Below are 22,449 nucleotides of genomic sequence, written 5' to 3'. Positions count from 1 at the left end.
CGCCTATTCGTGGGGCCCTAGAGACTAATTAGGGACAACGTTGTAGTGTGTTCGGGGGTCACACGCTTCAGCCCCCTCCCCCCTACCGGCGGTGTGGAGTCGCACAGTCTCCGTCGCGTGCGGAGAGGCCGGTTCGCCCGGGGCGGGTTTTCTACGTATTCGAGTCGGTTGTTCGAGTCTAGTCGTACGTGTACGAGAGGACGTCTCGACCGGCTGCATCACGGACAGTAACCGTATCACCGCCGTTGTTCCAGACGGCCGACGACCTGCCCCAGTAGACGTCGTCTGCTGTGTCCGTGCCAGACCCGGTGTGGAGCGTGAGCGTTCCGCCCGCGTCGAGTTCAGTTCCATCGGCGAACGTGTACGTCGGACCCACTGCGTCGGAGACAGTCCACCCCGAGAGGTCGAGCGCCTCGTCGCCGTCGTTTCGGAAGGTCACGTACTCGCCGTTGAGGTTGTCGTTGTCGTTTCCGGGAGCGTCGGCGACCACGGACAGGGAGAACCCACCGTCGGTGGTCGCGTCTACGCCCCCAGCAGCAGACCCTTCAGTTGCACAGGCCCAGAGACCAATCCCCCGCTCGCGTGCGTCTCGTTCGGCGAGTTCGTATCGGTCGCGTTCTTCGAACGAACTCTCGTAGAATCGCGCGTGCCCTTCGGTGAGGAGTTCGTAGTTGAACTCCGTTCCGTCGACGACGACGTACGCGAGGAGTCGGCCATAGTAGCCCCGGTCACCTGCTTTCTCGTCGAATCGGAGTTCGACCGTCTTCCCGGAGAGTGTGGTTTTCGCGAACTCACTCGCATCGTGGCCCGCGTCGCGGAGGCACGTTCTCCCGGCCTCGGTGTCGGGAACGCCCTCGTACTCGTCAGGCGTGTTCTCGCCGTAGACTTCGGGTGTATCGACTCCGAGTAGTCGGACAGTTTCACGCGCCCCGTCGGGCATGACGACTTTTATGGTGTCGCCATCGACGACGTCGACAACGTCGACCGTAACGTCACCGGTCGCAGTCCCGGCTGCCGTCGACGACGCGGGAGTGACAGTCGGTGTCTCAGACGAAGTTGTCACCGCGTTTGTGGCGACGCCACCACCCCCAACACACCCCGCAAACACCACGAGAAGTGAGATAACGAGTGTCGCGGTAGCATATCTGACCATTCGATTAACCGTTAGTCAAGGAACCGTATAAGTAGGAGAGTCCGACGGGTCCAAAGTTCTGAGAGGAAAATCGCTAGACGGCGACCCTTGTAATATAATTGTCAAAAAGGTTTAAATGCGAGCTCCACCAGAAACCTTTTAATGGAACGTCCGAGCCGGCAGCGTCAGCGAGAGGAGGCAACGGCACAAGAGGACGAGCGACTCAACTGCCCGGAGTGTGGGTCTGACCAGATCGTCACCGACGCAGACCAGGGGGAGCTGGTGTGTGACGACTGCGGTCTCGTCCTTGACGAGCGACAGATCGACCGAGGGCCGGAGTGGCGCGCGTTCAATCACTCAGAACGACAGTCGAAGTCGCGTGTGGGCGCACCCATCACGGAGACGATGCACGACCGGGGACTGACGACGACCATCGACTGGAAGGACAAAGACGCCTACGGTCGGTCGCTCTCGTCCGAAAAGCGGTCACAGATGCACCGTCTTCGAAAGTGGCAAGAGCGAATCCGAACCAAAGACGCCGGCGAGCGTAACCTACAGTTCGCACTCAGCGAAATCGACCGCATGGCGTCCGCGCTCGGTGTCCCACGCTCCGTACGCGAAGTCGCATCCGTCATCTATCGTCGCGCACTCAACGAAGACCTGATTCGCGGACGCTCCATCGAGGGTGTCGCGACATCGGCCCTCTATGCCGCCTGTCGGCAGGAAGGTATCCCACGTTCGCTCGACGAAGTCGCCGAAGTTTCTCGCGTCCCGCAGAAAGAGATTGGTCGCACGTACCGCTACATTTCCCAAGAGCTTGGGCTCGAACTCAAGCCCGTCGACCCCAAGCAGTTCGTCCCACGGTTCGCTTCCGCCCTCAACCTGTCCGAAGAGGTTCAGGCGAAGGCCACCGAGATTATCGACGTCTCTGCCGAGCAGGGTCTCCTGTCTGGGAAGTCGCCGACGGGATTCGCTGCCGCAGCAATCTACGCGGCCTCGTTGCTCTGTAACGAGAAGAAGACCCAGCGCGAAGTCGCCGACGTCGCGCAGGTGACCGAAGTCACCATCCGGAACCGCTACCAAGAACAGATCGAAGCGATGGGCTTCCGCTAAGCCCCGACCCCGCGACTAGTTTTTCACGAACACGACGATTGGCCGCCCCCAGAGGGCGGTGTCGTACTCGTGTGCCACGTAGCCGTTCAGCACCGGTGCCAGCGTCGCTCGTTCCTCCGCAGGTGCGATGACGACCGGTGCGCCGCCGCCCCGCTCACGAAGTTCCGCTGGTGACGTGACGGTTGCAGTATCTGCATCGAGACGTGCGACGTACCACGCCATTGGGAGTCGCTCACCCCAGCGTTCGGGAACCGGTGGGAAGTCGGCGGCACCCTCGGGGACGTACATCGAATTACCGTAGAAAATCACGTCCACCTCCTCGTCGTCCGTCGGCCCGACCCACGTCGAGAGATTCTCGCGGAACGACGTGAACTCGTTCGAGGGTTGTGCGTAGTGTGCGAGTTGGGAGTCTCGGTCGCTCGGTCCGTAGACCTCACCGGTTGCGACTGCACCGGTCTGTGCCACGAGCGCCAGCAGTACGAGTGCAGCAGCAGCGACACGTGGTGTCTGCCCGGCGTTGAGAGCACGTCGCCCCCACCGGACGAGAGTCGCGAGGCCGACGGCCGCAGGAATCGCGAGCGGAACGACAGCATAGACCCCGAGCCACGGCGCTGAAACCTCCGTCAACATGGGGACGAAAAACAGCGATGCACCCGCCCAGTACACCGCCGCAGCGACGACAGTTCGTGGGCCACCTGCTGTGTAGCGGTCGATGACGAACACTGCAATCGCGAGCAGCGTCACCGGGAGTGCGGCGAAGACGAGCACTCCGATGAAGTCACCGAGATAGGGGAGGTACTCGTGTGTCCCACCGGGATAGCGGTGGGTGACACGGACGCCGAGGAATCGCCGAACCGAGTCGAACAGTGCCACGTCGATTGCCCCGAGAATCGTCCCCGGTGTGTAAAGTCCAGCGTCGTCGGTGATGCCTGCTCGGGGAGCGAACGTGAAGATGTAGAGGCCGACGAAGACGAGGACCGCCCGTGCCGCTGGTGTCGCTTCGCCGCGGACGCGCGCTGCGAACTCGCCGAGACGGATTGCGGCCGGACGAGACGACCGGAGGAGTGCGCTGTGGTCGAACACGAGAAGGCCAGCAATTCCGAGACACCCGAGGGCGACGATGCCGAGGCCCGACGACGCGATGGCGAGTGCACACGCCGCCGCGAGGCCGTAGGCGTTCTGCCGGCCGTTCCCGTAGAGTAACCGAAGGCCGAACCCGAACGCTGCGAGCGCAAAGCCCACTGCGAGGAGGTCACCCCGAGCGAATCGGCCGTAGTAGACGAGCAGCGGACTCAGCGCCAGAATCGCGCCGAACGCGATAGTCTCGTTGTCTTCGAGGTGGGACCGAAAGAGAAGTGCGACGAGCGGAAGCGCAGCACTGGCGATGGCGACCGGGAGTCGAAGCGCGAAGTCCGAGAGCCCGAAGAGCGCGAGTGAGGTTCGACTGAGGATGTAGACCAGCGGGCCGCCAGCAACTGGCCGGTACGTCAGGTAGCCAGTCTCGAGATAGCGAAGACTCCAGTACCCGACGCGGGCCTCGTCCCAGTGGAGTGGCCGGTCCCCGAGGCCGACGAGTCGGACGAGGAGCGCGACGAGCGCGAGCGCACCCACGGCGAGCGTCGTTCGGTCGGCGCGCCACTCGACGCGAGAGGGTATCATGAGGTGACGTGACGCGCCGGATGCCAGAAAGGTTACGACTCGTGGGCAGCGCCACAGCGTGCTCGTGTCGATGGCTTCGAAAGCGTCATCCCCGCCGACCGGTAGCACAGGAATATGACGCTCATCGACTCACTTCCACCACGGCCGCTAGAGCCACAGGAACTCACCTCACTGAACCGCGCCGAGGCGTTCGAACTCGTGGTCGCCGTCGAGAGCGACGGCCCGGCACGGGGCGTCCTGTTCGCCACCGAGACGTGGGTCAAAGGAGTCGCCTACGACGACGATTCTGGGTGGACGCTCGTCGAGACGGTCGAACTCGACGACGAAACGGCCCGAATCGACGGACTTCAAACCTGTGAAGCGGCCATCCACGCCTTCCAAGGCGAAGAGAACGAGGAGTAGAATTAACCCCGTTCCGAACTAAGTGTAAGGTATCATGTACAGCGAAATCCTCGTGCCAACCGACGGGAGCAAGGCGGCCGAACGGGCCATCCAACACGCACTCGACATCGCGCAAACCTACGGAGCACGGATTCACGCGCTGTACGTCGTCGACACGAGCATCTACACCTCTCTCGACGCTGGTGCAGACGTCGTCATCGACGCACTCGAACGCGAGGGGAAGGTGGCGACTCGACACGTCGAAGAGGCCGCGGACGCGGCGGGGGTCGACGTCGACACCGAAGTGGTCACTGGAACCGCATACCGCTCGATTCACAAGTACATCGAGGACCACGACATCGACCTCGTCGTCATGGGGACCCACGGCCGCACGGGACTCAGCCACTACCTCCTTGGGAGTGTGACCGAGCGTGTCGTCCGAACTTCGACGGTTCCGGTTCTCACCGTCCGACTGGGAGACGAAGAAGCAGAGGAAGAAGCGAAAGCAGACGCAGACGCAGCGACCGACGAGACGACGGCCGAAACAGACGAATAGCTCTTCGCCGACCAACTGTTCCCGTTCAGCGGCGCTCCTTTGATAAACAGTTTTGGTGCGGTCCTGCATACGCCGCGGTATGACCGAGTACACCGTCGAGTTCGTCGGCACGGGGGAGACGATTACAGTTTCCGACAAGCAGACCATCCTCAAAGCCTGCATCGAGGAAGGTATCGCACAGGAGTACTCCTGCCGCGTCGGCATGTGTATCGCCTGTACCGCCGAAATCCTCGAAGGCGAAGTCACCCAACCCGCTGCCCGGGGCCTCACCGAAGAAGAAGCCGAGAACTATGCGCTCACCTGCATGGCACGCCCGCAGAGCGACCTCAAACTCGAACGCGGCGTCTACCCACCGAGCATCGAAGGAGACGCTGCCGCCGCCGACGCCGCCGCAGACGACTGACGACGGAACGCCGACGCGGAAACACGCGTCAACAGTCTCTTCTCTGTTCTTCACTCAGCGCAGTGTGACTACCGGCGCTCGCGTCGTCGTTTCGGACGCTACACACTGGTCGTCGCTGCACAGTTGTTCGGGCCCACCTCCACGTCGAACGCATCGTCGTCGTCGAGGTCGACAATCCCGAGATTCGTCTCGATGATTCGCTCGTAGTTCGCCGGTCGGGGCGGCATATCGGCGAGGACGTACTCGACGAAGTCGTCGGCGTCCATCGAGAGCGCGTCGAGACGCTGTCGAAGTTCACCCAGTGAGGCTACGTAGACTCCAGTTTCGTCGGGGACGGCCACGGGACTGTAGTGAGCAGGGGCAATTCGGACGGTGTCGTCGAACTCGCCGTATCGGTCGGTCAGTGTCTGATAGAGCTGCCGGGCGGCGGTGGGTGCACCATCGTCTCCGTCTTCGAGGTCGGGTCGGGCGACGCTCTCGACGAAGAGGCCATCACCGACGAACAGGACGTCTCCAAGACGATAGGCAGTCATCTCACTGGTGTGCCCCGGTGAGTGGACTGCGACGAGTTCGACAGCACCGAGAGTGACGGATTCACCATCTGCGAGCAGTCTCGTATCGAACGAGAGACCGCGTACTGCTGCACCGGCCGGGAGGACGATTTCCGCACCCGTCCGGTCGGCCACAGCGCGGACACCGCTGACGTGGTCGGCGTGGACGTGCGTGTCGATGGCCGCGACGATGTCGGCACCGAGGTCGTGCGCGTCTTCGACGTAGCGGTCTGCGAACGCTCGGAGCGGGTCGACGACGACAGCCTCGTCGCCGGCGACGACGAGGTACGCCAGACACCCGCTCGACGGCCGGTCGTACTGGAGAACCGTCGCGTCGGCGTGACTGAGTTCGGAAGACCGGTAGACGCGCGCCCATCCCTCCATCCCGGATTCGAGGTTCTCTGCGTCGACGCCGACACTCGATAGGAGCGATGCGACGTGGTCACTCGCTCGCCCCTCCCCACACACGACGACGACTGGAGATGGAGCGTCGCGGAACTGGTCGGCAACGTCTGCGACTGTGCCGAGAACTTCAGCCTGCGTGAACCGAATCGCCGGCATCTGCGTCGCGGTGACGCTTCGCCCATCGACGTGCCACTCGTCGAACTCGTCACGATTGCGCACGTCGAGTATCGTGGTTGGGTCGCCGTGGCGGAGGCGTACTGCGAGTTCGTCGGGGGTCATCCCGTAGACTACGCACGCGTGCTCCAAGAACGCTCCGCAGCGTCGACTGAGACTAGTCGGTCGTCCCGCCGTCGTTGGTGAGTCGGTGGTGTGGTGGGCCGTCGAATTCACCGGATTCGACGACGGTTGTGGACAGGGTATCGGACGGGATATTCGAGCGCGGACGACCGGGAGACGACTGTGCGTCGTCGGCGTCGTCCGTGCTCAGTCGGTGCGCAGCGTCACGAATGGTGAGAACCTGCTGTGTCTGTGAACGGTTCGCCTCGGCAATCTCCCGAATCTGGTCGGAGACTTCCACAGCCATCTCGTTCGCACGGTCGACCATGTCGGCGATTTGCTCGGCACTCACCGCTTGGCTGTCGGTCGCCCCCGCGACTTCGCTGACACCGGCAGACGTCTGTTCGACCGCGGCCGAAATTTCGCTGAGGCTTCGCATCACGTCTTCGCCACGGTCGATACCGTCGTGGAGGCGGTCGGTCGTCTGCGAGAGGCTCTCGATCGTCTCTTGGGCTTCCGATTGGATGTCTTCGACTGTCTCTTCGACTTCGGTCGCACGGGCCTGCGATTCTTCGGCGAGATTCTTGACTTCGCTCGCGACGACGGCGAACCCGTCACCGGCGTCACCAGCGCGTGCCGCTTCGATAGAGGCGTTGAGCGCCAGCAGGTTCGTCTGTTCGGCGATGTCGTTGATCGCGTCGAGAACGTCGTCTATCTCGTCTATCTGGTCGTGAAGCCCTTGTACGTCCGCGGAGGCCATCTCTGCCGCCTCACTCACGTCGCGCATGACGTCGATTGCTTCGTCGGCCGCACTCTCACCCTCGGCAGCGCGTGCGGCGGCGTTGGCGCTGGTTCGCTCGACTTCTTCTGCGGTCGCTGCAACCTCTTCGACCGTCGCGCTCATGTTCGACACTTCGTCGGAGACCGTCTCCATATCGTCGGCCTGGTACTCGGCAATTTCCTGGATGTCGGTCGTTCTGTCCGTGACTTCCTCTGACGTTTCGAGCAACGTCTCGGTGGGTGCGCTCACATCCGCTTCGACCTCTGAGGCGAGTTGCCTGCGACGTTCAGCAGCGTCCCGTGCTTTCTGACTGTACGAGTGGATGTACGTATCCATCGCCACTTGCTGGTCGAGCGAGAGAAGTTTCAACACCGGAAGCAGACGTTCGACGAGCGCATCGAGAGCGTCCTCGACAGGGGCGTCGTTTCCGCCCACCAGTTTGGCGAGCGGTCCGCTGTCGGTTGTGGCCGTGTTACTGAACTCGTCTTTAACTTCGGCCGCGATTGCCTCGGTGAGGCCCTCGTAGTAGACGGAGTAGGCACCCAAGTAGAACTTCGGCCCGAGTTCGATGATATCGTGTACTTTGCCGATGCGAGCACGCTTCGCGAAGTAGTCTTCGTCGTACTCTCCACGTCCCAGATCACGGAGATACGCCGCCTGGTCGGACTTCAGCATCTCGATGGTCTTCGTCGTCTTGTCGAAGAACGACGCGGAGTCGGTGTGAGAACCGAGGTGCTGGTAGAACTCCTCGGCAAACTCGTCTGCGACGTCGTCGAAGAGCGATTCGTACGCTCGAAGACGCTGTTCGTCTTCCTCCGAGAACCGAACGAACGATTTGCGTCTCTCGATTTCGGATTCGTCGATACCCAACTGGGAGAGAAGATGTGAGCCGTCGATGCGTTCCCGGGCATCGGCGGTCACTCGGGTGGGCGAATTTGTCACATATATGCTCATTTATCCCCTGTATTTCAAACCTCTCTGCAGAGTATCAGTCCTGATAGCAGACTCTCGTTAGAACGACGACCGGAACACGCCCAGACTGGCGGGGCCGAACGTTCACGTCCACGGCACACGACAGTACGAGTATGGACTCTGCATCGTTCCGCGAGGCCGTCGAGACGGCGAAGCGGACCGAACTCGACCGCCTCGGGTCTTCGAAACTGCTCCTCTCGCTAACGGCGGCAGACCTCTCAGAATCGGCCGTCCTCCGCGCCGCCGCGTTCTCCGAACACGCCGCACGAGAGACGTTTCGGGCGTGGGCGGCCGACGAGACAGTCGAGCAGGCGAAAGCGGCGTTCGAGGAGACCGCACAGCAGGAAGACGAACACTTGCGACGCGTCCTCGAACGCCTCGACTCGGACCTCGACCTCCCAGATGGCCCCGGGCTGATGCACGCGTATCTCCGTGGCCGTGACGACACCATCGAGCGTATCGCCGCCGGGATGGTGGGGCGCGGACTCGTCTCGCTTCGGACGCATACACAGGTTATCGGGTTCTTCATCAACGAGGCCGACCGTCAGGGCGCAGACCTCTTCCGGGAGTTGAAGTCCGAGACCGAAGACGCGCTCACGACCGGTCTCATCCTCCTCGACGAGTTGTGCGAAGACGACGACGAGTGGGAGCGTGCACGAATGGTCGCCGAGTACGTCGTTCAGGTCGCCTACGACGACTACGCGGACGGCCTCGCAGAACTCGGTGTCGACCCCAGGCCACTCTGTTGAATCATCTCGGTGTCCCAACGTATTCATCCCCACCAGTGCTACCCTGAGACATGACAACAGCGGCCGACGGACGTGTGACGGGGCTCTACACCACCCCGTCGAGCGGGGAGCCGATGGTGGCTCACGAGTCGATATCGGTCATCGACGGTGGTCTCGACGGTGACCGCTATCTCCACGGAACGGGGTACTACTCGGCGACCGATGGGTGCCAAGTCACGCTGGTCGACGGTGCAGTGCTCGACGACGCCCACGACGAGTTCGGCATCGATCTCTCGGATGGGCAGCATCGACGAAACGTGGTCGTCCGTGGCATCGACCTCACAGACCTTCTCGACGCGACGTTCGCGCTCGGAGATGCCGAACTTCGGGGAACGAGGCTCAGGCCGCCCTGTGCGTACCTCGCTGACCTCGTCGACGACGAGGACGTTATCGAGGCACTTCGCGAGCGTCGCGGCGGCATCTGCGCCGACGTCGTCACACCCGGAGCGGTCCGCGTCGGCGACGCGGTCCGAGTGACTGAGGCGAACCCGCGAGAGATGGGACGACAGATAGCCGCCCGACTCGGTGGCGTGACCGCCGAATCGGAGGATTTGGAGCACGAGTTGGAATGAACGAATCCGGACCCAATACAGTCGAAGAGACCGAACCGGTCGCGACTGAAGAAATCGCCCTCGACACGGCGACTGGCCCAGTCGAGCGAGCGAGAACGGGACTCCAAACAGCGTTCGGGGACGGGTCCGCCGACGCACCCGCCCCCCTCGTCGCCATCGCACCCGGCCGGGTGAACCTCGTCGGTGGCCACACCGACTACAACGATGGCTTGTGTCTCCCGCTGGCCGTGGACCGGCACGTCGCAGTCGCTGCACGTCCGCGCGACGACGACCTGATTCGCGTCGTCGCGACTGACTTCGGCGAGACGGCGACGTTCACCCCGGACGACGACCCTGACGGCTGGGTCGCCTACGTCGCCGCTGTCGCGCGCGTTCTCCGAGAAGACACCGACATTCTCGGTGCGGACCTCGCAATCGCTTCGGATGTGCCATCTGGTGCGGGCCTGTCCTCCTCCGCGGCTATCGAACTCGCCGTGGGCCGCGCCTTGCTCGGCATCGCCGGCGTGGAGATCCCCACGACCGACCTCGCGCTCGCCTGCTGGCGGGCCGAACGAGAAGGCGTCGGCGTCGAGTGCGGCATCCTCGACCAGTTCGCCGTCGGCCTCTGCAAACCCGACTCGGCACTCTTCTTGGACTGCCGAACACGCGAGTTCGAACAGGTTCACATCAGCGGCGACGTGGGGATTCTCGTCGTCGAGACCGGCGTCTCTCACGAGTTAGCCGACTCTGGGTACAACGACCGAGTCCGCGAGTGTGAGGAGGCCGTGGCGACACTCCGAGACCGAGGAGTGGACATCGACTCCCTCCGAGATGTGGACACTGACCTGCTGGAGGCCCACACTGGCGCGCTGAGCGACGTTCTCTCTCAACGGGCACGACACGTCGTAACCGAGAACGAGCGCGTCTGGGAGGCACGAGAGGCCCTCTCAACCGGTGACTTCGACCGTGTCGGCGAGGCGATGGTCGCTAGCCATCGGAGTTTGCGAGACGACTACGAAGTGAGTTGTCCAGAACTCGACGCCGCAGTCGAGCTCGCGACCGGAACCGACGGTGTGTACGGCGCTCGGATGACCGGCGGTGGGTTCGGCGGCAGTGCTGTCGCACTCGTCGATGGAGACGCACTCGAACGGGCAGAAACAACGATTCGCTCGGCGGTAGCGGAGCAGGTCGGCGAGGATGCGCAAGTGTTCGCGTGCCGCCCGAGTGGCGGCGTGCGACTGGTAACCACCGAATAACGACGAAAAGCCTGCGCAGTAGTCACTCCTTACTCGGGGAAGATACTCTCCGGAAGGTACGCGGTAACCGTCCAGTTGGGCGCGTCAACGACTTCGCTTATTTTGAGGTCGACCGCTGCCGAACAGAGGATGTACGCCTCGCCACGGGTCAACCCGCGCTCTGCTTCGAGGTGCGAAATCATGTGTCGGACGGCCTTCTTCGTCGCCTCCATCAGGTCGTCGGCGATGCCCGTCGTCCCGTACATCGGTTCGTCCGCACCGGTGGGCGTGAACGGACCCATCGTCTCCAGTTCTGGTTGCGAGATGGACTTGTCTTTCAGCACGTCGAACCGCGCCGTGACGAACATCGGCGCTTCGATACCTGTCACACAGACCTCTCCGTCACCCTGCGCTGCGTGACAGTCGGCGGTCGAAAACAGCGCCCCGTCGACTTCGATAGGGAGGTACAACGTCGACCCCTTCGTGAGGTGCTTGATGTCGAAGTTGCCACCGGTGTCACGCGGCGGGAGCGTGTTGTGTGCGCCGTTCGCGGCGGGTGCGACGCCCGCAATTCCGGGGAACATGTCCAGTGGCACCTCGATGCCGTTCACGAAGTGGGCCACGTCGTCGTCGAGGTCCCAGATGTGGAGACCCGCCTCTTCGAAGTCCTCTGGAAGGAGACCGAGTTCCATCTCGCCGGGCATATACCCCGTGTAGCCCCAGCCCTTGTGTTCGAAATCGAGGAACTCGACTGCGAGCACGTCGCCCGGTTCGGCACCCTCGATGGCGACGGGGCCCGTGAGTGGGTGGACCGGGTCGAAACTCGCGTTTGCGAGGTCGTCGGCGGTCGATTCAGGTGTTATCTGGCGGTCGAGTGCGTCTCGACACTCGAATCGGACGACGTCACCGGGTTGGACGGTCACGAGGGGGTCCAGACTGTTGTCCCACTTGTTGTGGATGTTCTCGTCGGCGTCGCTCAGTTCGTAGTCGACAGTGTAGTCGGCTGACATGCGCTAGCAATGAACGGGACGAAGTGACAAAAACTAGCTAGGCTGGTCGAAACAGCTGAGAGAAAACGTCGGTTCGGGGGGTGAGTTCGCTTACGCCTCGTCGAACTCCGTGAATCAAAGATTCACGTGCTCGACGAGTCGTTTCACTCCTCGTCGAACAGGGTTTCCCCTTCGACCATGTGCTCCTCGACAGCGTCCATGTCGAGCGTCAGGCCGAGACCTGGCTTTTCGGGAATCTCGATGTACCCGTCTTCGATGACCGACTCTTCGACGAGGTCCTCCCACCAACCGAGTTGGTAGGAGTGGTACTCGACCGCCAGCGAGTTCGGGATGGCTGCGCCGACGTGGGCAGACGCCATCGTCGCGATGGGCGACGAGACGTTGTGCATGGCGACCGGCACGTAGTACTGGTTCGCGACATCTGCAATCTTTCGCGTCTCGCGCATGCCACCGACCTTGGGCATGTCGGGCGCAACGATGTCGACGGCCTGGTTCTGGATAAGACGGCGCAGTTCGGTCACGCGGTAGCGGTTCTCACCGACCGTGATGGGGGTGAGCGTGGACTTCGTGACTTCCTCTTGGACTTCGAGGTTCTCCGGCGGAACGGGGTCTTCGAGCCACCACACGTCGTAGTCCTCGATGGCGGCCGCGAGACGCTTCGCACTGCCGCCAGAGAAGGTCCAGTGGCAGTCGAATGCGACGTCGGCGCGGTCTTTCACGCGCTCGGTGACGGCCTCGACGATTTCGGCCTTGTGGCGAATCTCACCGGGGCGGAGGTGACGGTTCGCACGGTCTTTTTCGAGACCGGACGGAACGTCGAGGTCGAACTTCAGGGCGTCGTAGCCGAGTTCCTCGACGACGCGCTCTGCTTCGTCTGCGCACGCCTGTGGGTCGGCCTCGTCGGCCGTGTGACAGTCACAGTAGACGCGAACCTTGTCGCGGTACTTGCCGCCGAGCAACTGGTAGGCAGGGACGTCGAGAATCTTGCCCGCGAGGTCGTGAAGGGCGATTTCGATACCAGAGATAGCAGTGACAGTCACGCCCTCGACAGAGCCCTCACCGGACATCTTCTGGACGAGGTGCTCGTAGAGACGGTCGATGTCGAGCGGGTTCTCGCCGATGATGAACGGCTTCATGCGCTCGATGAGTTCGGGGACGCCGGCACCCCAGTAGGCCTCACCGGTGCCGACGACGCCTGCGTCAGTGTAGATTCGGACGAGCGTCCACGGGAAGTTGCCGTCGACCATCGTCGTCTGTACGTCCGTAATCTCCACGTCTCGTCCGCCACCGCGCTTTGCGGTCACGCCCATCGTCTCCGCGGAGAGTTCACGCATCGTATACTCCGCGTTCGGGTCGTGAAGGTCCGCGTAATTCTTACCCATGACTAGGGGTTTACTCGGACGTCAGTAAAGTTTTTGCGACCGAGGCACACGGTCGGTCAGCAGACCACTCCACCGGCCAACCCGTCCGTCAGCGTCTCAGACAGACGCGCGGTGATTGAGAGACTCGTTGAACGTGGTTCGAACGAGGGAGTCGAGTTCAGCGGGGAAGGCGAGGTGCTGGAGTTCTTCGTCGGGGACGAGCGTCGGGTCGATGTCGATACCGCGGCGTCGGAGCGCGAGCACTCGCCAGAGGTACGCGAGTCTGAGGAGTCGAATCGCATCTGGTTCGTCTGCATCGCTCCTGACGCGGTAGGTCACCCACGCGGAGTCTGGGAGGACGTGGTGCGGGTCTGCGAGGCCGTCAGTGAGGAGACTGTCGCGGACGGCTTTGGTGATGGCCAAGTCGACGATACCGACGTCGTGGACGTGGCCAATCTCCTTGCCAGCGACGAGGAACTCGGTGCCACCAAACCGGTGTGGCGCGGTTTCGACCCCGGGCCACTGAACGACGAGCGAGACGATTCGGTCGATTGAGGCAGTCATGAGGAAGGTACGCTCGCTGAGAAGATAAACGAGCGACCACCGGTGAGAGACGAGGGACGCACTCAGACTGGAGCCGGTTCTTCGTAACTCTCGACCACTCTCGACTGTAAGAGCGCGTTTATCGGGAGCAAAAGCAACCACGAGAGGACTGCGAGGTTCGTATCGAAGCTGGCGATGACGATCGAGAAGAGGAACACCGCCGGCGACGCGAGGAACCGTGTCCCTTCGAGGACGACGAGCGTCGAGGTGAGGCCATCTTCGAGGATGTCGCGGCGTGAAGCGTATCCCCACAGTAGTGTGAGGGTCAGCCCAGTAATCGCCAAGATGCCCGCGTAGAACATGACGCCGAACTGGGTCGGGTAGGTGCTGAGCAGACTCGTTCCGTAGGGAACGAACGCCACCATGAGCAAGAACAACAGATTGAGCCAGACGATTCCTTTGTCGTGGGCTTCGATGTGGAGGAATATCCGTCGGTGAAGTACCCAGTACGAGCCGATAACCAAGAAACTCAGCACGTAGGCGAAGAACTCGTGCCACTGGTCGAAGACCAAGGTTGAGAGAATCGAGACCGGCGACCCTGGCGGAATCTCTGGGACGGTGATTTCGAGGACCAAAAGCGTGATTGCGATTGCGATGACCCCGTCGCTGAGTGCGAGAAGACGGTCAGTCTCCAAGCTCTCGCGACGGAACGGAATCTCCATACACCGAATTGGTGTCAAATGACATAACAATTTTTGAGATTTTAAATGTTTTATTTGTGATAGCTCGGCAGGGCTCAGCCCCACAAAGTGAACGACTCCGTGACCTTCTTCGACTCCTGAAAGTTATGACCAAACAGACACTCAGACGACCCGGGTATTCTCGCATTAAAACCGGTTAGGAGACGAGATTATCGGGCGATGGAGGACAGTTCTGTACCAGTTGAATGCTAGACTGCCGTTTCCAACCCGGTGGAAATCGCTCACCGAGCGCGCGTGGGGGTAGATGACTCGTAACGAAACCGCCGGAACGCAAATATGGAGATGACTATGTCCTCGACTTCCACAGTTGCATTGTCATCCAGAACAGTCCACGGGGCGTCTCCACCGTCCGGTGTCACGACGCGAGGTGACCAATGCTGAATAGAACACAACTCGGCGTCGCCGGCGTCGTCGTCGTCGTCGTCGCGTTCGCGCTCCTCTCGGGCGGGTTGAACACACCTGATACGTCCGATAAGACGACCGAAGCAAGCGCCAACCTCGGTTCTGAGGCGACAGAACCGACCGACGACACGACCTCAGTCGATACGAACGAAGCCGAAGAACCCGTTATCGCCGACGACTCGTCGACGAAGAGCGACGATTCGAGTTCAGACGGTGACAGTGCCGACAGTACGATGGGAACAGTCGAGACACCCGACGACACAGCGGCCGACACCAGTTCGTCGTCGAAGAAGAAGAGTCGACGCTCTTCGAGTAGCACGTCCAGCGACAGTTCGTCCATCACCGACGACTCGAACTCCAGTGACGACTCGTCGTCGAACGACAGCAACGACAGCAACGACACCGAGACTACCACGGACGACGAGTCGTCCACCAGCGACGAGTCGACACCGACCGACAACACCGACGAATCGACGCACACAGACGGCGATTCTGGCAAGACCTGCACGGTGTAGTCGCACAAACTCGGTAACCGGGTGTCCAACGAAGACACCACTCACTGCCCCCACACTTTCCTTTCGTCCAGTATCCCGCGCTGCCTGCTCAGTCGACGAGGAGGTTGAGTGCGTAGGCGGTTCTGAGCATCGACGCAGCATCTCCCCGGTCGAAGACGAGGCTGTCGGTCTGACGAACGTGGTCGAGCACACCGGGTGACGAGTGGTCGGGTGCAGCAGCGATGCCGCGGTCGCCCGAAGCGGCCCATCGCATCACGTCGAGGTCCGACTTAGAATCGCCCATGACCAGAACGAACGGGTCGTCCACGCCGAGTACGTCGAGTGCGGCCTCGACACCTGCTGCCTTGTTCAAGTCGACTGCCGAGAGTTCGGCGGCGTCGGCCTGGTAGTACGCGACTGTCACTCGGTCGAGCGTCTCGACGACTGCGTCAGGGACCGTCGTGTCCGGGTCAGGACGTTCGTCGCGGTCAGCGAGGACACCCTCGATTTCTGGGTCTCTGGCGGCGTAGTACGCCCGGGTCCACGTCGGTCCGTCGGCGTCGTCTGTGACGGCCTCACCGAGGAGGTCTAACATGTACACGAGTGAGTCGTCGATGACTCTCGCTGCGTCGTCGCTTCCGGTCTCGAAGTTGGGCTTGAGCGTGACGTTGAACTCGTTGCCCTGAAGGTGAACACAACCACGGAGACCCTCCGGGAGGTCACGAATCACGCGACCACGGACCGACGCGAAGACCGACTGAACCGAGTCGTCGAGCGTCTCGTACAGGAGGCGCTTCGTGTTCGACCTGTGGCCGGGCGTGAACACTCCGGTTCCTGCTTCGTAGACGATGCTCACGTCACCGGAGTGGACGAGTTCGTTCCCAAGGCCCTGAATGGCGAAGCCTTTGACGTTCTCCAGGGTCTGGCCCGTGCAGATGACGATGGGGACGTCTGTCTCGTGGAACTCGGTGAGGAGGTGGAGAACTTCACGCGGAATCTCGTTGTCAGTTCGGCCCGCCGACCGAAGCGTCTCGTCGACGTCGAGGACGAGTGCGTTGACTGCTCGGCCGTACTTCGTGAACAGGTCGAGTGCGGTGAACGCCTGGTCTCTCGTGGCGCGAGCGGCGAGTTCGGCGTACCGGTCGCCGTTTGGAAACCCGCGTCGAATGCGGTCTTTCTTCTCGCTCAACTCGTCGTCGACCTCCTGCCAGTGTGAAAGCGCCACCGCAGAGTCGAGTGGTGGCAAGAGGTCGACGAAGTCCTGTGCTTCACGGACTGCGTCTGCGTCGAAATTCCCGTACAGTCGGTACAGGAGGTCGTACCGCTCCATGAGATGGAAAGGTCACCCAATCGCATTAAACCAGCGTGGCCGTCGGTCACCGCAGAAACCGTCGGGCGGTGGTCGACTCTGCCCCGCAACTCTGATACTGACTGGACGACGACGTGTGCGCATGGTACACTGGACAGACAGTATCGTGGGCGACCGGATGACGGTGGACCGCGAATTCAACGACCACGTGATGAACTCTCGGTTCTCCAGTCAGGAGTGGGGACTCATCATGACGGCCACAGAGTTCGAAATCGAAAACGCAGACGACCCTGACTCGGCGCGAATCGTCGCGAACACCGAGAAAGTTCCGCAGATAATCCCCGAACTCGACAACATCCGCAAACAGATGGGCGCGATGGGTGGCGGCCAGCAAGATTCGTCGTCCGGCGGCGGCATCGTCGACTCGATCAAAGGGGCGCTCGGCCTCGGCGACGGTGGCAAACAGAGTCAACAAGAGAAGCTGGAAGACGCAGAGCGACTCACGCAAGCCTACGCGGACGCGCTCCAGGAACACCTCGAAACGAAAGGTAAGTGGGAACAGGTCAGAGTCGCATATCAGGAGTAACACACCAGTCGCACGACGAGACGTCGACGAGTTTGCGGGGCGTCCGACTCAGTACTCGTCGCCACTGTGGAACATCGTCCGCTCGCTCGCTTCGTAGATGTTCATCAGTTCGTTGATGAGCTCGTCGTAGTCTTCGTCTTCTTCTCGGAGGTTGTCGAGTCGCTCGACTGTCGCGTCGTCGAGGTGCACTTGTGGCATACCTACTCTCACGCTATGTGACACCTTAAGCGACTGGGGAAGTCACGTCAGTCGACCAGCGAGGAGACGAGAGGCGAATCAGCGACAAGTCGAACTGCACGAAAAGAGACGGCGGACCGGGTGCCGCCAACTGGAACGACGTGGCGTTACTTGAACAGCGTCTGCCCGGCGCTGCCGGAGACTTCCGTCAGGCCAGCGTGAACGTCTGCGATGCGCTCGCGGATGTCGCGGCCGACGACACGAGGGTCGAACACCGATTTGTCTGGCGACCACTCGGTCTCGTTGAAGAACGTGTCACGAGCGTCCTCGACGCCTTCCGGCGGGACGATGGCTTCGGGAGTCTCACGGTAGAGGTCGTAGGCGGTGCGCGTGTACTCGTACTGGTAGCGCGTGTCCTTGTTGACCTTGCAGATGCCGTGTTTGAGCATCTCCTGCAGTTGGTCGGGTTGGACGCCCGAAGACCCGTGGAGGACGAGCGGCGTGTCGAGGCCGTGGTCTCTGAGCTCCTGTCGGATGTCGTGGGCGAGGTCCGGACGGAGTTCGAGGTCCTTGCCCTTGGCGACGCCGTGTTGCGTACCGACGGAGATGGCGAGCAGGTCTGCGCCCGTCTTATCGACGAACTCGACGGCCTGTTCGGGGTCCGTGTAGAACGCCTCTTCGGCCTCGATTTCGTCTTCGACACCCTTGATTTGGCCGAGTTCGGCCTCGATGAGGATGTTGGAGTCGGCGGCGTCGACCATCTCGACGACTTCACGACTCGTCGCGACGTTCTCGTCGAACGGTTCGTGGGAGGCGTCGATCATGATAGACGACGGGATATCGAGTTCTATCTGTTGTTCGATGAACTCGAGGTTCGTCTGATGGTCCATGTTGAGGAAGACGCCGATGTCGTACTGCTCGGCGATAGTCTCGATGTACGTCCCCATGGCTTTCAGGCCCGCAACCGGGTCACCGTTACCGGCGAACTTGCAGGCACCACCGCTGAGTTGCAACAGGAGGTCCGAGTTCATTCGGTCGGCACCCTCCATGAGACCCATCATGACGTTCGGTTCCGCGACGTTACTCGCGATGAGTCCGAACCCTTCGTCGAGCGCCTCGTCGTATACAGTGGCGAGTTCCTCCCCGCCGTAGAACGGCATTATACGTTCACCTCGTGTTTCGGCAACGAACGCGAAGGTAATAATCTATGGGAAACCGGTTTCGATTTTGCACGTTCTCGTTCGTTCACTACCGAGTTAATTTTCCTGAGCCGGGGTGTCGCCAGTCGTCAATCGGGCAGTGACTTCCGCTTTCGTGTCGGCAGCGAGGACGTGTGCAGCGAGTGCTTCGGCCGCTGCAGTGTCTGTTTTCGTCACGGCCTCCTTCACGTGTGGGACCGTGACTGCGCTCATGCTCAGTTCGTCCAACCCGAGGCCGACGAGGAGTTCGGTGAGGTCCGGGTCGCCAGCCATCTCGCCGCACATGCCGACCCAACAGTCGTGTCCGTCGGCGGCCGAGACGGTGGCGTCGATGGCTTGCAGGACTGCCGGTTGGCGATAGTCGCCGAGGTCGGAGACGCGTTCGTTGCCCCGTTCGGCAGCCATCACGTACTGGGCGAGGTCGTTCGTCCCGATACTGAAGAAGTCGACGTGCGGCGCGAAGCGGTCGGCCATGAACGCCGCTGCAGGCGTCTCTATCATGATGCCGAACTCTGGCATCTCGTGGACGATGCCTTCGTCGGCGAGGTCGGCGGCGACCGAGTCGAACTGGTCGCGGGCGTCGTGGAGTTCCTCGAGCGTCGCCACGAGCGGAAGCATCACCGAGAGACGCGTCCCGTCTGCGCTTCCAGCGGCACGCAAGAGTGCCCGAACTTGTGTCTCGAAGAGGTCCGCGTCGGGGCCGAGTGACCGACGGATTCCGCGCTCGCCGAGGAAGGGGTTCTCTTCTTCGGGCAGGTCCAAATACGGAACCGGTTTGTCGCCTCCGATGTCGAGAGTTCGAACGACGACCCGACTGTGGTCGAACGATTCCAGCGCCTCGACGTACGCCTCGAACTGCTCTTGTTCGTCCGGCGGCGACTCACGGTCGAGGAAGAGGAATTCGGTTCGGAACAGGCCGATGCCGTCGGCCCCGCGGTCGACTGCGGGTTCGAGGTCGGCCGCCGTTCCGACGTTGGCCGCGACTTCGATGCCAACGCCGTCTGCCGTCTCCACCGGGCCACTCCGGACGTGTACGTCGGCATCGGCGGCAGCGGCCGCTTTCGTCTCGTCGTCAGGATCGACGATGAGGTCGCCCGCTTCGCCGTCGACGACGACATCCGTCCCGTCTTCGATGGACGTCAGTTCGTCGCCGACACCCACGATTGCAGGCAACGCGAGTGACCGAGCAAAGATGGCTGCGTGGGAGGTTCGGCCGCCCGTCACGGTGACGAACCCTGCAACTCGCTTGGGGTCGAGTTGTGCCGTGTCGCTCGGTGTGAGTCGTTCGGCGACGACGACGCTCCCCTTCGGGAGCGACGAGAGGTCGACCCGGTCGCCGTCCGAGAGGACGCGCACGAGTCGGTCGCGGATGTCGCGCAGGTCGTCTGCACGCTCACCCATCCGTCCTCCCATGTTCTCGAACTGCTCGACGAACGTGGAGAAGGTCTCTTGGACGGCGTGTTCCGCGGGTAATCCGCCTTCGATGGCGTCGGTGACGCCGTCGGTAATCTGTGGGTCGTTGAGGAACTGCACGTGCGCGTCGAACACCGCGGCCTCCTCCTCACCGACTCGTTCGGCAGTGCGTGCCCGCTCCGTCTTCAACTCGTCTTCGGCAACGGTCCGTGCCTCGTCGAATCGGTCGAGCTCGGCCTCGGCGTCGACGTCTTCGGGGGCTGGTGGGTCTGGAAGGTCGGCGTCCGGGTGGTACCAGACGACGGTCCCGACTCCAGAGAGTGGTGTCACACCGATACCGGAGAGAGTTCGTTCGGCCATAGGTGGTGTTTGGCTTCGAGTGTGGAAAACGTATCCTCGAAACCACCTCGAACGGCGCCCAGACCACCACTGCCGTCCTCGGTCTCACGACTCCGACATACCAGCGCCAGAACTGATGTTCGTTTCTGACCGAGTTGTGACTCACAAAAGACGAGAGAGGAATCGCTCAGTCTCGAATCGTGGTCACTTCGACGTGTGTTTCGTTCGTCAGGACGTCTTCGAGATGCGGAACCCGAGTTCCCGCGACGCCGACGACGCGGGCGGCGGTGAGGATACCCATGCGAAGTGCGTCTGCGTCGCTCTTCCCGTGTTCGAGTCCTGCGATGAACCCCGAGAGGATGGCGTCGCCAGCGCCGACGGTGTCGACGACTTCTACGTCGAGTGCGGGCGCGGACAGCACGTCGTCTTCGGTGACGAGGACTGCACCGTCGCCACCGAGTGAGGCCAGCACGTACTCGAACTGTCCATCACGGAGTTCTCGTGCGGCCGCAATCGCGTCTTCGTTCGTCTCGACGGTTCGGCCGGTAGCTTCTGCGAGTTCCGAACGGTTGGGCTTGCAGACGATGTAGTCGGCTTCGAGGTCCGCGAGGTACTTCCCGCCCATGTCGACTGCAGTCCGCCAGTCACCTGCGTGGGCGAGTCTGTCGACCGCTGAAAGGGGCATACCACCCGGAAGACTCCCGCCGACGAGGAGTGTATCGGGTTCGTTCGCCTGCGCCGCTTCGACGAGTTCGTCCACGTCGGATGCGGTGATGTGCGGACCGTTGTGGTTGAGTTTGTACTCGCCATCTTCGGCGAGGACCGTCGTGTTCAGTCGCGTGTTGTCGTCGATGTTCACGAAGTCGGTGGCGATGTCGTCCGCTTCGAGACGGTCACGGACGAACTTGCCAAAGTGGCCGCCGAGGAATCCGGAGGCCGTGGCGTCGACGCCGAGCGCCGAGACGTACTTGGCGACGTTGATACCTTTTCCGCCGGCGGTGAACACCGCGTCGTCGGTTCGGTGGACGACGCCGGGTTGGAGCGGTTCGTCGAAGTGAATCGTGTGGTCTACTGCAGGGTTTGGTGTAACAGTGAAAATCATCGTGCAACTCCGTCGACGACGTCGACGCCAGCGCTCTCGATCTCCTCGCGCGTCGCTGGGTCGAGTTCGTCGTCAGTGATGAACAGGTCGATGTCTTCGAGCGATGCGAATTTGACGAAGCTCCGACGGCCGAGTTTCGACGTGTCGGCGACGAGGATGACTTTCGCAGACTTCTCGACCATCAGTTCCTTCATGCGGGCCTCGTCTTCGTTCGGCGTCGTGAGTCCCGACTCGATGTCGAAGGCGTTCGTCCCCAGAACGAGCACGTCGAAGTTCGTCCGCTTCATGAACGCTTCTGCGGTCGGCCCGACGAGTGCTTTCGTCCGCCGTCGGAGCGTTCCGCCGGTGAGTTTCACCTCGTTGTCCCCTTCGTTGAGTTCGATGGCGAGTCGTGGTGAGTTGGTGACGGCCAGAATCGACCCGTCTTTCGGAACCGTTCGGGCGACTTCCATCGTCGTCGTGCCCGCGTCGAAGAAGACGACCTGCCCCTCTCCGAGTTCCTCGACGGCGCGTTCCGCGATTGCGCGTTTCCCGTCGAGGTTCTGTACTTCTTTTTGCCCGTAGGTCTGTTCGCGGGCGACGGAGGTTACGGGGACGGCCCCGCCGTGTGACCGTTCGACGAGCCCACGGTCTTCGAGTTCGCGCAAATCACGGCGTATCGTCGCCTTCGAATAGCCGAGGTCCTCGGAGAGGTCCTCGACCGAGCGACCGTCAGACTCGGAGACGAGTTCGACGATACGGCGTTTTCGCTCTGCTGGTAACATCGATAGCTGTTCCTCGTTGGTTGGAACGTAGGGTAACGAGCGGTGTTAATTGTTTATGTTGGATTTCGAGTGAATGTGTTCGTAATTGGTGGATTTCACACAGGAACGAAAATCGGCTCGTCCCCGACTCGAACAGAGGTGGCTCCCAGAGAGCAGCGGAAAGCGCCGAACCGATAGCTCACAGAC

General features: G+C 61.9%; 23 protein-coding genes. 9 read left to right on the top strand and 14 right to left on the bottom strand.

The features are described from left to right. Positions 1-178: 178 nt before the first annotated feature. A complete protein-coding gene (locus GJR98_RS10685; RefSeq protein WP_151138247.1) occupies positions 179-1,153 on the bottom strand; it encodes a lamin tail domain-containing protein in 975 nt (324 codons plus the stop codon). A 141-nt stretch (positions 1,154-1,294) separates the two neighbouring features. On the opposite strand from GJR98_RS10685, the gene GJR98_RS10680 reads away from it, so the two are divergent. After that, entirely contained in the window at positions 1,295-2,245 is a 951-nt protein-coding gene (locus GJR98_RS10680; protein WP_151138245.1) for a transcription initiation factor IIB, read from the top strand. Between the two features lie 15 nt (positions 2,246-2,260). On the opposite strand, the gene GJR98_RS10675 is transcribed toward GJR98_RS10680, so the two are convergent. Beyond that, positions 2,261-3,904: a flippase activity-associated protein Agl23 gene (locus GJR98_RS10675; protein WP_151138242.1), complete on the bottom strand. Its 1,644-nt coding sequence runs from the start codon at positions 3,902-3,904 to the stop codon at positions 2,261-2,263. A 114-nt stretch (positions 3,905-4,018) separates the two neighbouring features. Here GJR98_RS10675 and GJR98_RS10670 point away from each other — a divergent pair, with 114 nt between their 5' ends. The 3 genes from GJR98_RS10670 (at position 4,019) to GJR98_RS10660 (ending at position 5,244) form a co-directional block, all read left to right on the top strand. Next, positions 4,019-4,306, top strand: a complete 288-nt coding sequence (locus GJR98_RS10670) for a hypothetical protein (protein ID WP_151138240.1) — start codon at positions 4,019-4,021, stop codon at positions 4,304-4,306. A gap of 34 nt (positions 4,307-4,340) precedes the next feature. Further along, complete coding sequence (locus GJR98_RS10665; RefSeq protein WP_151138238.1) at positions 4,341-4,841, top strand: universal stress protein; 501 nt, start codon at positions 4,341-4,343, stop codon at positions 4,839-4,841. A gap of 79 nt (positions 4,842-4,920) precedes the next feature. Continuing rightward, positions 4,921-5,244: a 2Fe-2S iron-sulfur cluster-binding protein gene (locus GJR98_RS10660; RefSeq protein WP_151138235.1), complete on the top strand. Its 324-nt coding sequence runs from the start codon at positions 4,921-4,923 to the stop codon at positions 5,242-5,244. Positions 5,245-5,342: 98 nt separating this feature from the next. Here the strand turns inward: GJR98_RS10660 and GJR98_RS10655 are convergent, their stop codons facing one another. Then, complete coding sequence (locus GJR98_RS10655; protein ID WP_151138233.1) at positions 5,343-6,479, bottom strand: MBL fold metallo-hydrolase; 1,137 nt, start codon at positions 6,477-6,479, stop codon at positions 5,343-5,345. A 52-nt stretch (positions 6,480-6,531) separates the two neighbouring features. After that, positions 6,532-8,199, bottom strand: a complete 1,668-nt coding sequence (locus GJR98_RS10650; protein WP_151138231.1) for a globin-coupled sensor protein — start codon at positions 8,197-8,199, stop codon at positions 6,532-6,534. A 143-nt stretch (positions 8,200-8,342) separates the two neighbouring features. On the opposite strand from GJR98_RS10650, the gene GJR98_RS10645 reads away from it, so the two are divergent. Genes GJR98_RS10645 through galK form a run of 3 tightly spaced genes read left to right on the top strand, consistent with a single transcriptional unit; the run spans position 8,343 to position 10,824 of the window. Then, positions 8,343-8,978 carry a rubrerythrin family protein gene (locus tag GJR98_RS10645; RefSeq protein WP_151138228.1) on the top strand — a complete coding sequence of 212 codons (636 nt, stop codon included), beginning with the start codon at positions 8,343-8,345 and terminating at the stop codon, positions 8,976-8,978. A gap of 50 nt (positions 8,979-9,028) precedes the next feature. Beyond that, on the top strand, positions 9,029-9,589 hold the full coding sequence (locus GJR98_RS10640; RefSeq protein ID WP_151138225.1) for an MOSC domain-containing protein: 561 nt from the start codon (positions 9,029-9,031) through the stop codon (positions 9,587-9,589). Continuing rightward, complete coding sequence (galK, locus tag GJR98_RS10635) at positions 9,586-10,824, top strand: galactokinase (protein WP_151138223.1); 1,239 nt, start codon at positions 9,586-9,588, stop codon at positions 10,822-10,824. Before GJR98_RS10640 ends, galK begins: the two co-directional genes overlap by 4 nt. 29 nt (positions 10,825-10,853) lie before the next feature. On the opposite strand, the gene GJR98_RS10630 is transcribed toward galK, so the two are convergent. The 4 genes from GJR98_RS10630 to GJR98_RS10615 form a co-directional block, all read right to left on the bottom strand. Continuing rightward, positions 10,854-11,813: an acetamidase/formamidase family protein gene (locus GJR98_RS10630; RefSeq protein WP_151138220.1), complete on the bottom strand. Its 960-nt coding sequence runs from the start codon at positions 11,811-11,813 to the stop codon at positions 10,854-10,856. Between the two features lie 143 nt (positions 11,814-11,956). Beyond that, on the bottom strand, positions 11,957-13,195 hold the full coding sequence (locus GJR98_RS10625; protein ID WP_151138217.1) for a mandelate racemase/muconate lactonizing enzyme family protein: 1,239 nt from the start codon (positions 13,193-13,195) through the stop codon (positions 11,957-11,959). Positions 13,196-13,291: 96 nt separating this feature from the next. Next, positions 13,292-13,738, bottom strand: a complete 447-nt coding sequence (locus GJR98_RS10620; RefSeq protein WP_151138215.1) for a luciferase domain-containing protein — start codon at positions 13,736-13,738, stop codon at positions 13,292-13,294. A gap of 62 nt (positions 13,739-13,800) precedes the next feature. Next, a complete protein-coding gene (locus GJR98_RS10615; protein WP_151138212.1) occupies positions 13,801-14,439 on the bottom strand; it encodes a TMEM175 family protein in 639 nt (212 codons plus the stop codon). Positions 14,440-14,852: 413 nt separating this feature from the next. Between GJR98_RS10615 and GJR98_RS10610 the strand changes: the two genes are divergently transcribed. Then, positions 14,853-15,395, top strand: a complete 543-nt coding sequence (locus tag GJR98_RS10610) for a hypothetical protein (RefSeq protein WP_151138210.1) — start codon at positions 14,853-14,855, stop codon at positions 15,393-15,395. A gap of 88 nt (positions 15,396-15,483) precedes the next feature. Here the strand turns inward: GJR98_RS10610 and GJR98_RS10605 are convergent, their stop codons facing one another. Further along, a complete protein-coding gene (locus GJR98_RS10605) occupies positions 15,484-16,704 on the bottom strand; it encodes an HAD family hydrolase (protein WP_151138208.1) in 1,221 nt (406 codons plus the stop codon). 121 nt (positions 16,705-16,825) lie between these two features. Between GJR98_RS10605 and GJR98_RS10600 the strand changes: the two genes are divergently transcribed. Continuing rightward, on the top strand, positions 16,826-17,269 hold the full coding sequence (locus GJR98_RS10600; protein ID WP_151138205.1) for a DUF5799 family protein: 444 nt from the start codon (positions 16,826-16,828) through the stop codon (positions 17,267-17,269). A gap of 48 nt (positions 17,270-17,317) precedes the next feature. Here GJR98_RS10600 and GJR98_RS17500 read toward each other — a convergent pair whose 3' ends face one another. From GJR98_RS17500 to glpR, 5 genes are all read right to left on the bottom strand, one after another. Further along, positions 17,318-17,467 carry a DUF7557 family protein gene (locus tag GJR98_RS17500; RefSeq protein ID WP_191965450.1) on the bottom strand — a complete coding sequence of 50 codons (150 nt, stop codon included), beginning with the start codon at positions 17,465-17,467 and terminating at the stop codon, positions 17,318-17,320. 146 nt (positions 17,468-17,613) lie between these two features. Then, the gene (gene fba / locus GJR98_RS10595; protein WP_151138202.1) at positions 17,614-18,606 is read right to left on the bottom strand and encodes a class II fructose-bisphosphate aldolase; all 993 of its coding nucleotides are present in this window, start codon (positions 18,604-18,606) and stop codon (positions 17,614-17,616) included. Positions 18,607-18,702: 96 nt separating this feature from the next. Continuing rightward, positions 18,703-20,418, bottom strand: coding sequence for a phosphoenolpyruvate--protein phosphotransferase (gene ptsP / locus GJR98_RS10590; protein WP_151138200.1), 1,716 nt, complete (start codon positions 20,416-20,418; stop codon positions 18,703-18,705). A 166-nt stretch (positions 20,419-20,584) separates the two neighbouring features. Further along, positions 20,585-21,499: a 1-phosphofructokinase gene (gene pfkB, locus GJR98_RS10585; RefSeq protein WP_151138197.1), complete on the bottom strand. Its 915-nt coding sequence runs from the start codon at positions 21,497-21,499 to the stop codon at positions 20,585-20,587. Continuing rightward, a complete protein-coding gene (gene glpR / locus GJR98_RS10580) occupies positions 21,496-22,263 on the bottom strand; it encodes an HTH-type transcriptional regulator GlpR (RefSeq protein WP_151138195.1) in 768 nt (255 codons plus the stop codon). The genes pfkB and glpR overlap by 4 nt, the downstream gene beginning before the upstream one ends. Positions 22,264-22,449 lie beyond the last annotated feature (186 nt).

This window comes from Haloferax marinisediminis, assembly GCF_009674585.1.
GTDB lineage: Archaea > Halobacteriota > Halobacteria > Halobacteriales > Haloferacaceae > Haloferax > Haloferax marinisediminis.
This window is presented reverse-complemented; position numbering and strand designations above follow the sequence as displayed.

Coding starts and splice junctions, on each gene's coding strand:
- GJR98_RS10615 (WP_151138212.1), bottom strand. CDS start 14,439: ATGGAGATTCCGTTCCGTCGCGAGAGCTTGGAGACTGACCGTCTTCTC.
- fba (WP_151138202.1), bottom strand. CDS start 18,606: ATGCCGTTCTACGGCGGGGAGGAACTCGCCACTGTATACGACGAGGCG.
- GJR98_RS10645 (WP_151138228.1), top strand. CDS start 8,343: ATGGACTCTGCATCGTTCCGCGAGGCCGTCGAGACGGCGAAGCGGACC.
- glpR (WP_151138195.1), bottom strand. CDS start 22,263: ATGTTACCAGCAGAGCGAAAACGCCGTATCGTCGAACTCGTCTCCGAG.
- GJR98_RS10675 (WP_151138242.1), bottom strand. CDS start 3,904: ATGATACCCTCTCGCGTCGAGTGGCGCGCCGACCGAACGACGCTCGCC.
- galK (WP_151138223.1), top strand. CDS start 9,586: ATGAACGAATCCGGACCCAATACAGTCGAAGAGACCGAACCGGTCGCG.
- GJR98_RS10640 (WP_151138225.1), top strand. CDS start 9,029: ATGACAACAGCGGCCGACGGACGTGTGACGGGGCTCTACACCACCCCG.
- GJR98_RS10620 (WP_151138215.1), bottom strand. CDS start 13,738: ATGACTGCCTCAATCGACCGAATCGTCTCGCTCGTCGTTCAGTGGCCC.
- GJR98_RS10665 (WP_151138238.1), top strand. CDS start 4,341: ATGTACAGCGAAATCCTCGTGCCAACCGACGGGAGCAAGGCGGCCGAA.
- GJR98_RS10630 (WP_151138220.1), bottom strand. CDS start 11,813: ATGTCAGCCGACTACACTGTCGACTACGAACTGAGCGACGCCGACGAG.
- GJR98_RS10680 (WP_151138245.1), top strand. CDS start 1,295: ATGGAACGTCCGAGCCGGCAGCGTCAGCGAGAGGAGGCAACGGCACAA.
- GJR98_RS10685 (WP_151138247.1), bottom strand. CDS start 1,153: ATGGTCAGATATGCTACCGCGACACTCGTTATCTCACTTCTCGTGGTG.
- pfkB (WP_151138197.1), bottom strand. CDS start 21,499: ATGATTTTCACTGTTACACCAAACCCTGCAGTAGACCACACGATTCAC.
- GJR98_RS10655 (WP_151138233.1), bottom strand. CDS start 6,479: ATGACCCCCGACGAACTCGCAGTACGCCTCCGCCACGGCGACCCAACC.
- ptsP (WP_151138200.1), bottom strand. CDS start 20,418: ATGGCCGAACGAACTCTCTCCGGTATCGGTGTGACACCACTCTCTGGA.
- GJR98_RS10660 (WP_151138235.1), top strand. CDS start 4,921: ATGACCGAGTACACCGTCGAGTTCGTCGGCACGGGGGAGACGATTACA.
- GJR98_RS17500 (WP_191965450.1), bottom strand. CDS start 17,467: ATGCCACAAGTGCACCTCGACGACGCGACAGTCGAGCGACTCGACAAC.
- GJR98_RS10670 (WP_151138240.1), top strand. CDS start 4,019: ATGACGCTCATCGACTCACTTCCACCACGGCCGCTAGAGCCACAGGAA.
- GJR98_RS10610 (WP_151138210.1), top strand. CDS start 14,853: ATGCTGAATAGAACACAACTCGGCGTCGCCGGCGTCGTCGTCGTCGTC.
- GJR98_RS10600 (WP_151138205.1), top strand. CDS start 16,826: ATGGTACACTGGACAGACAGTATCGTGGGCGACCGGATGACGGTGGAC.
- GJR98_RS10605 (WP_151138208.1), bottom strand. CDS start 16,704: ATGGAGCGGTACGACCTCCTGTACCGACTGTACGGGAATTTCGACGCA.
- GJR98_RS10625 (WP_151138217.1), bottom strand. CDS start 13,195: ATGGGTAAGAATTACGCGGACCTTCACGACCCGAACGCGGAGTATACG.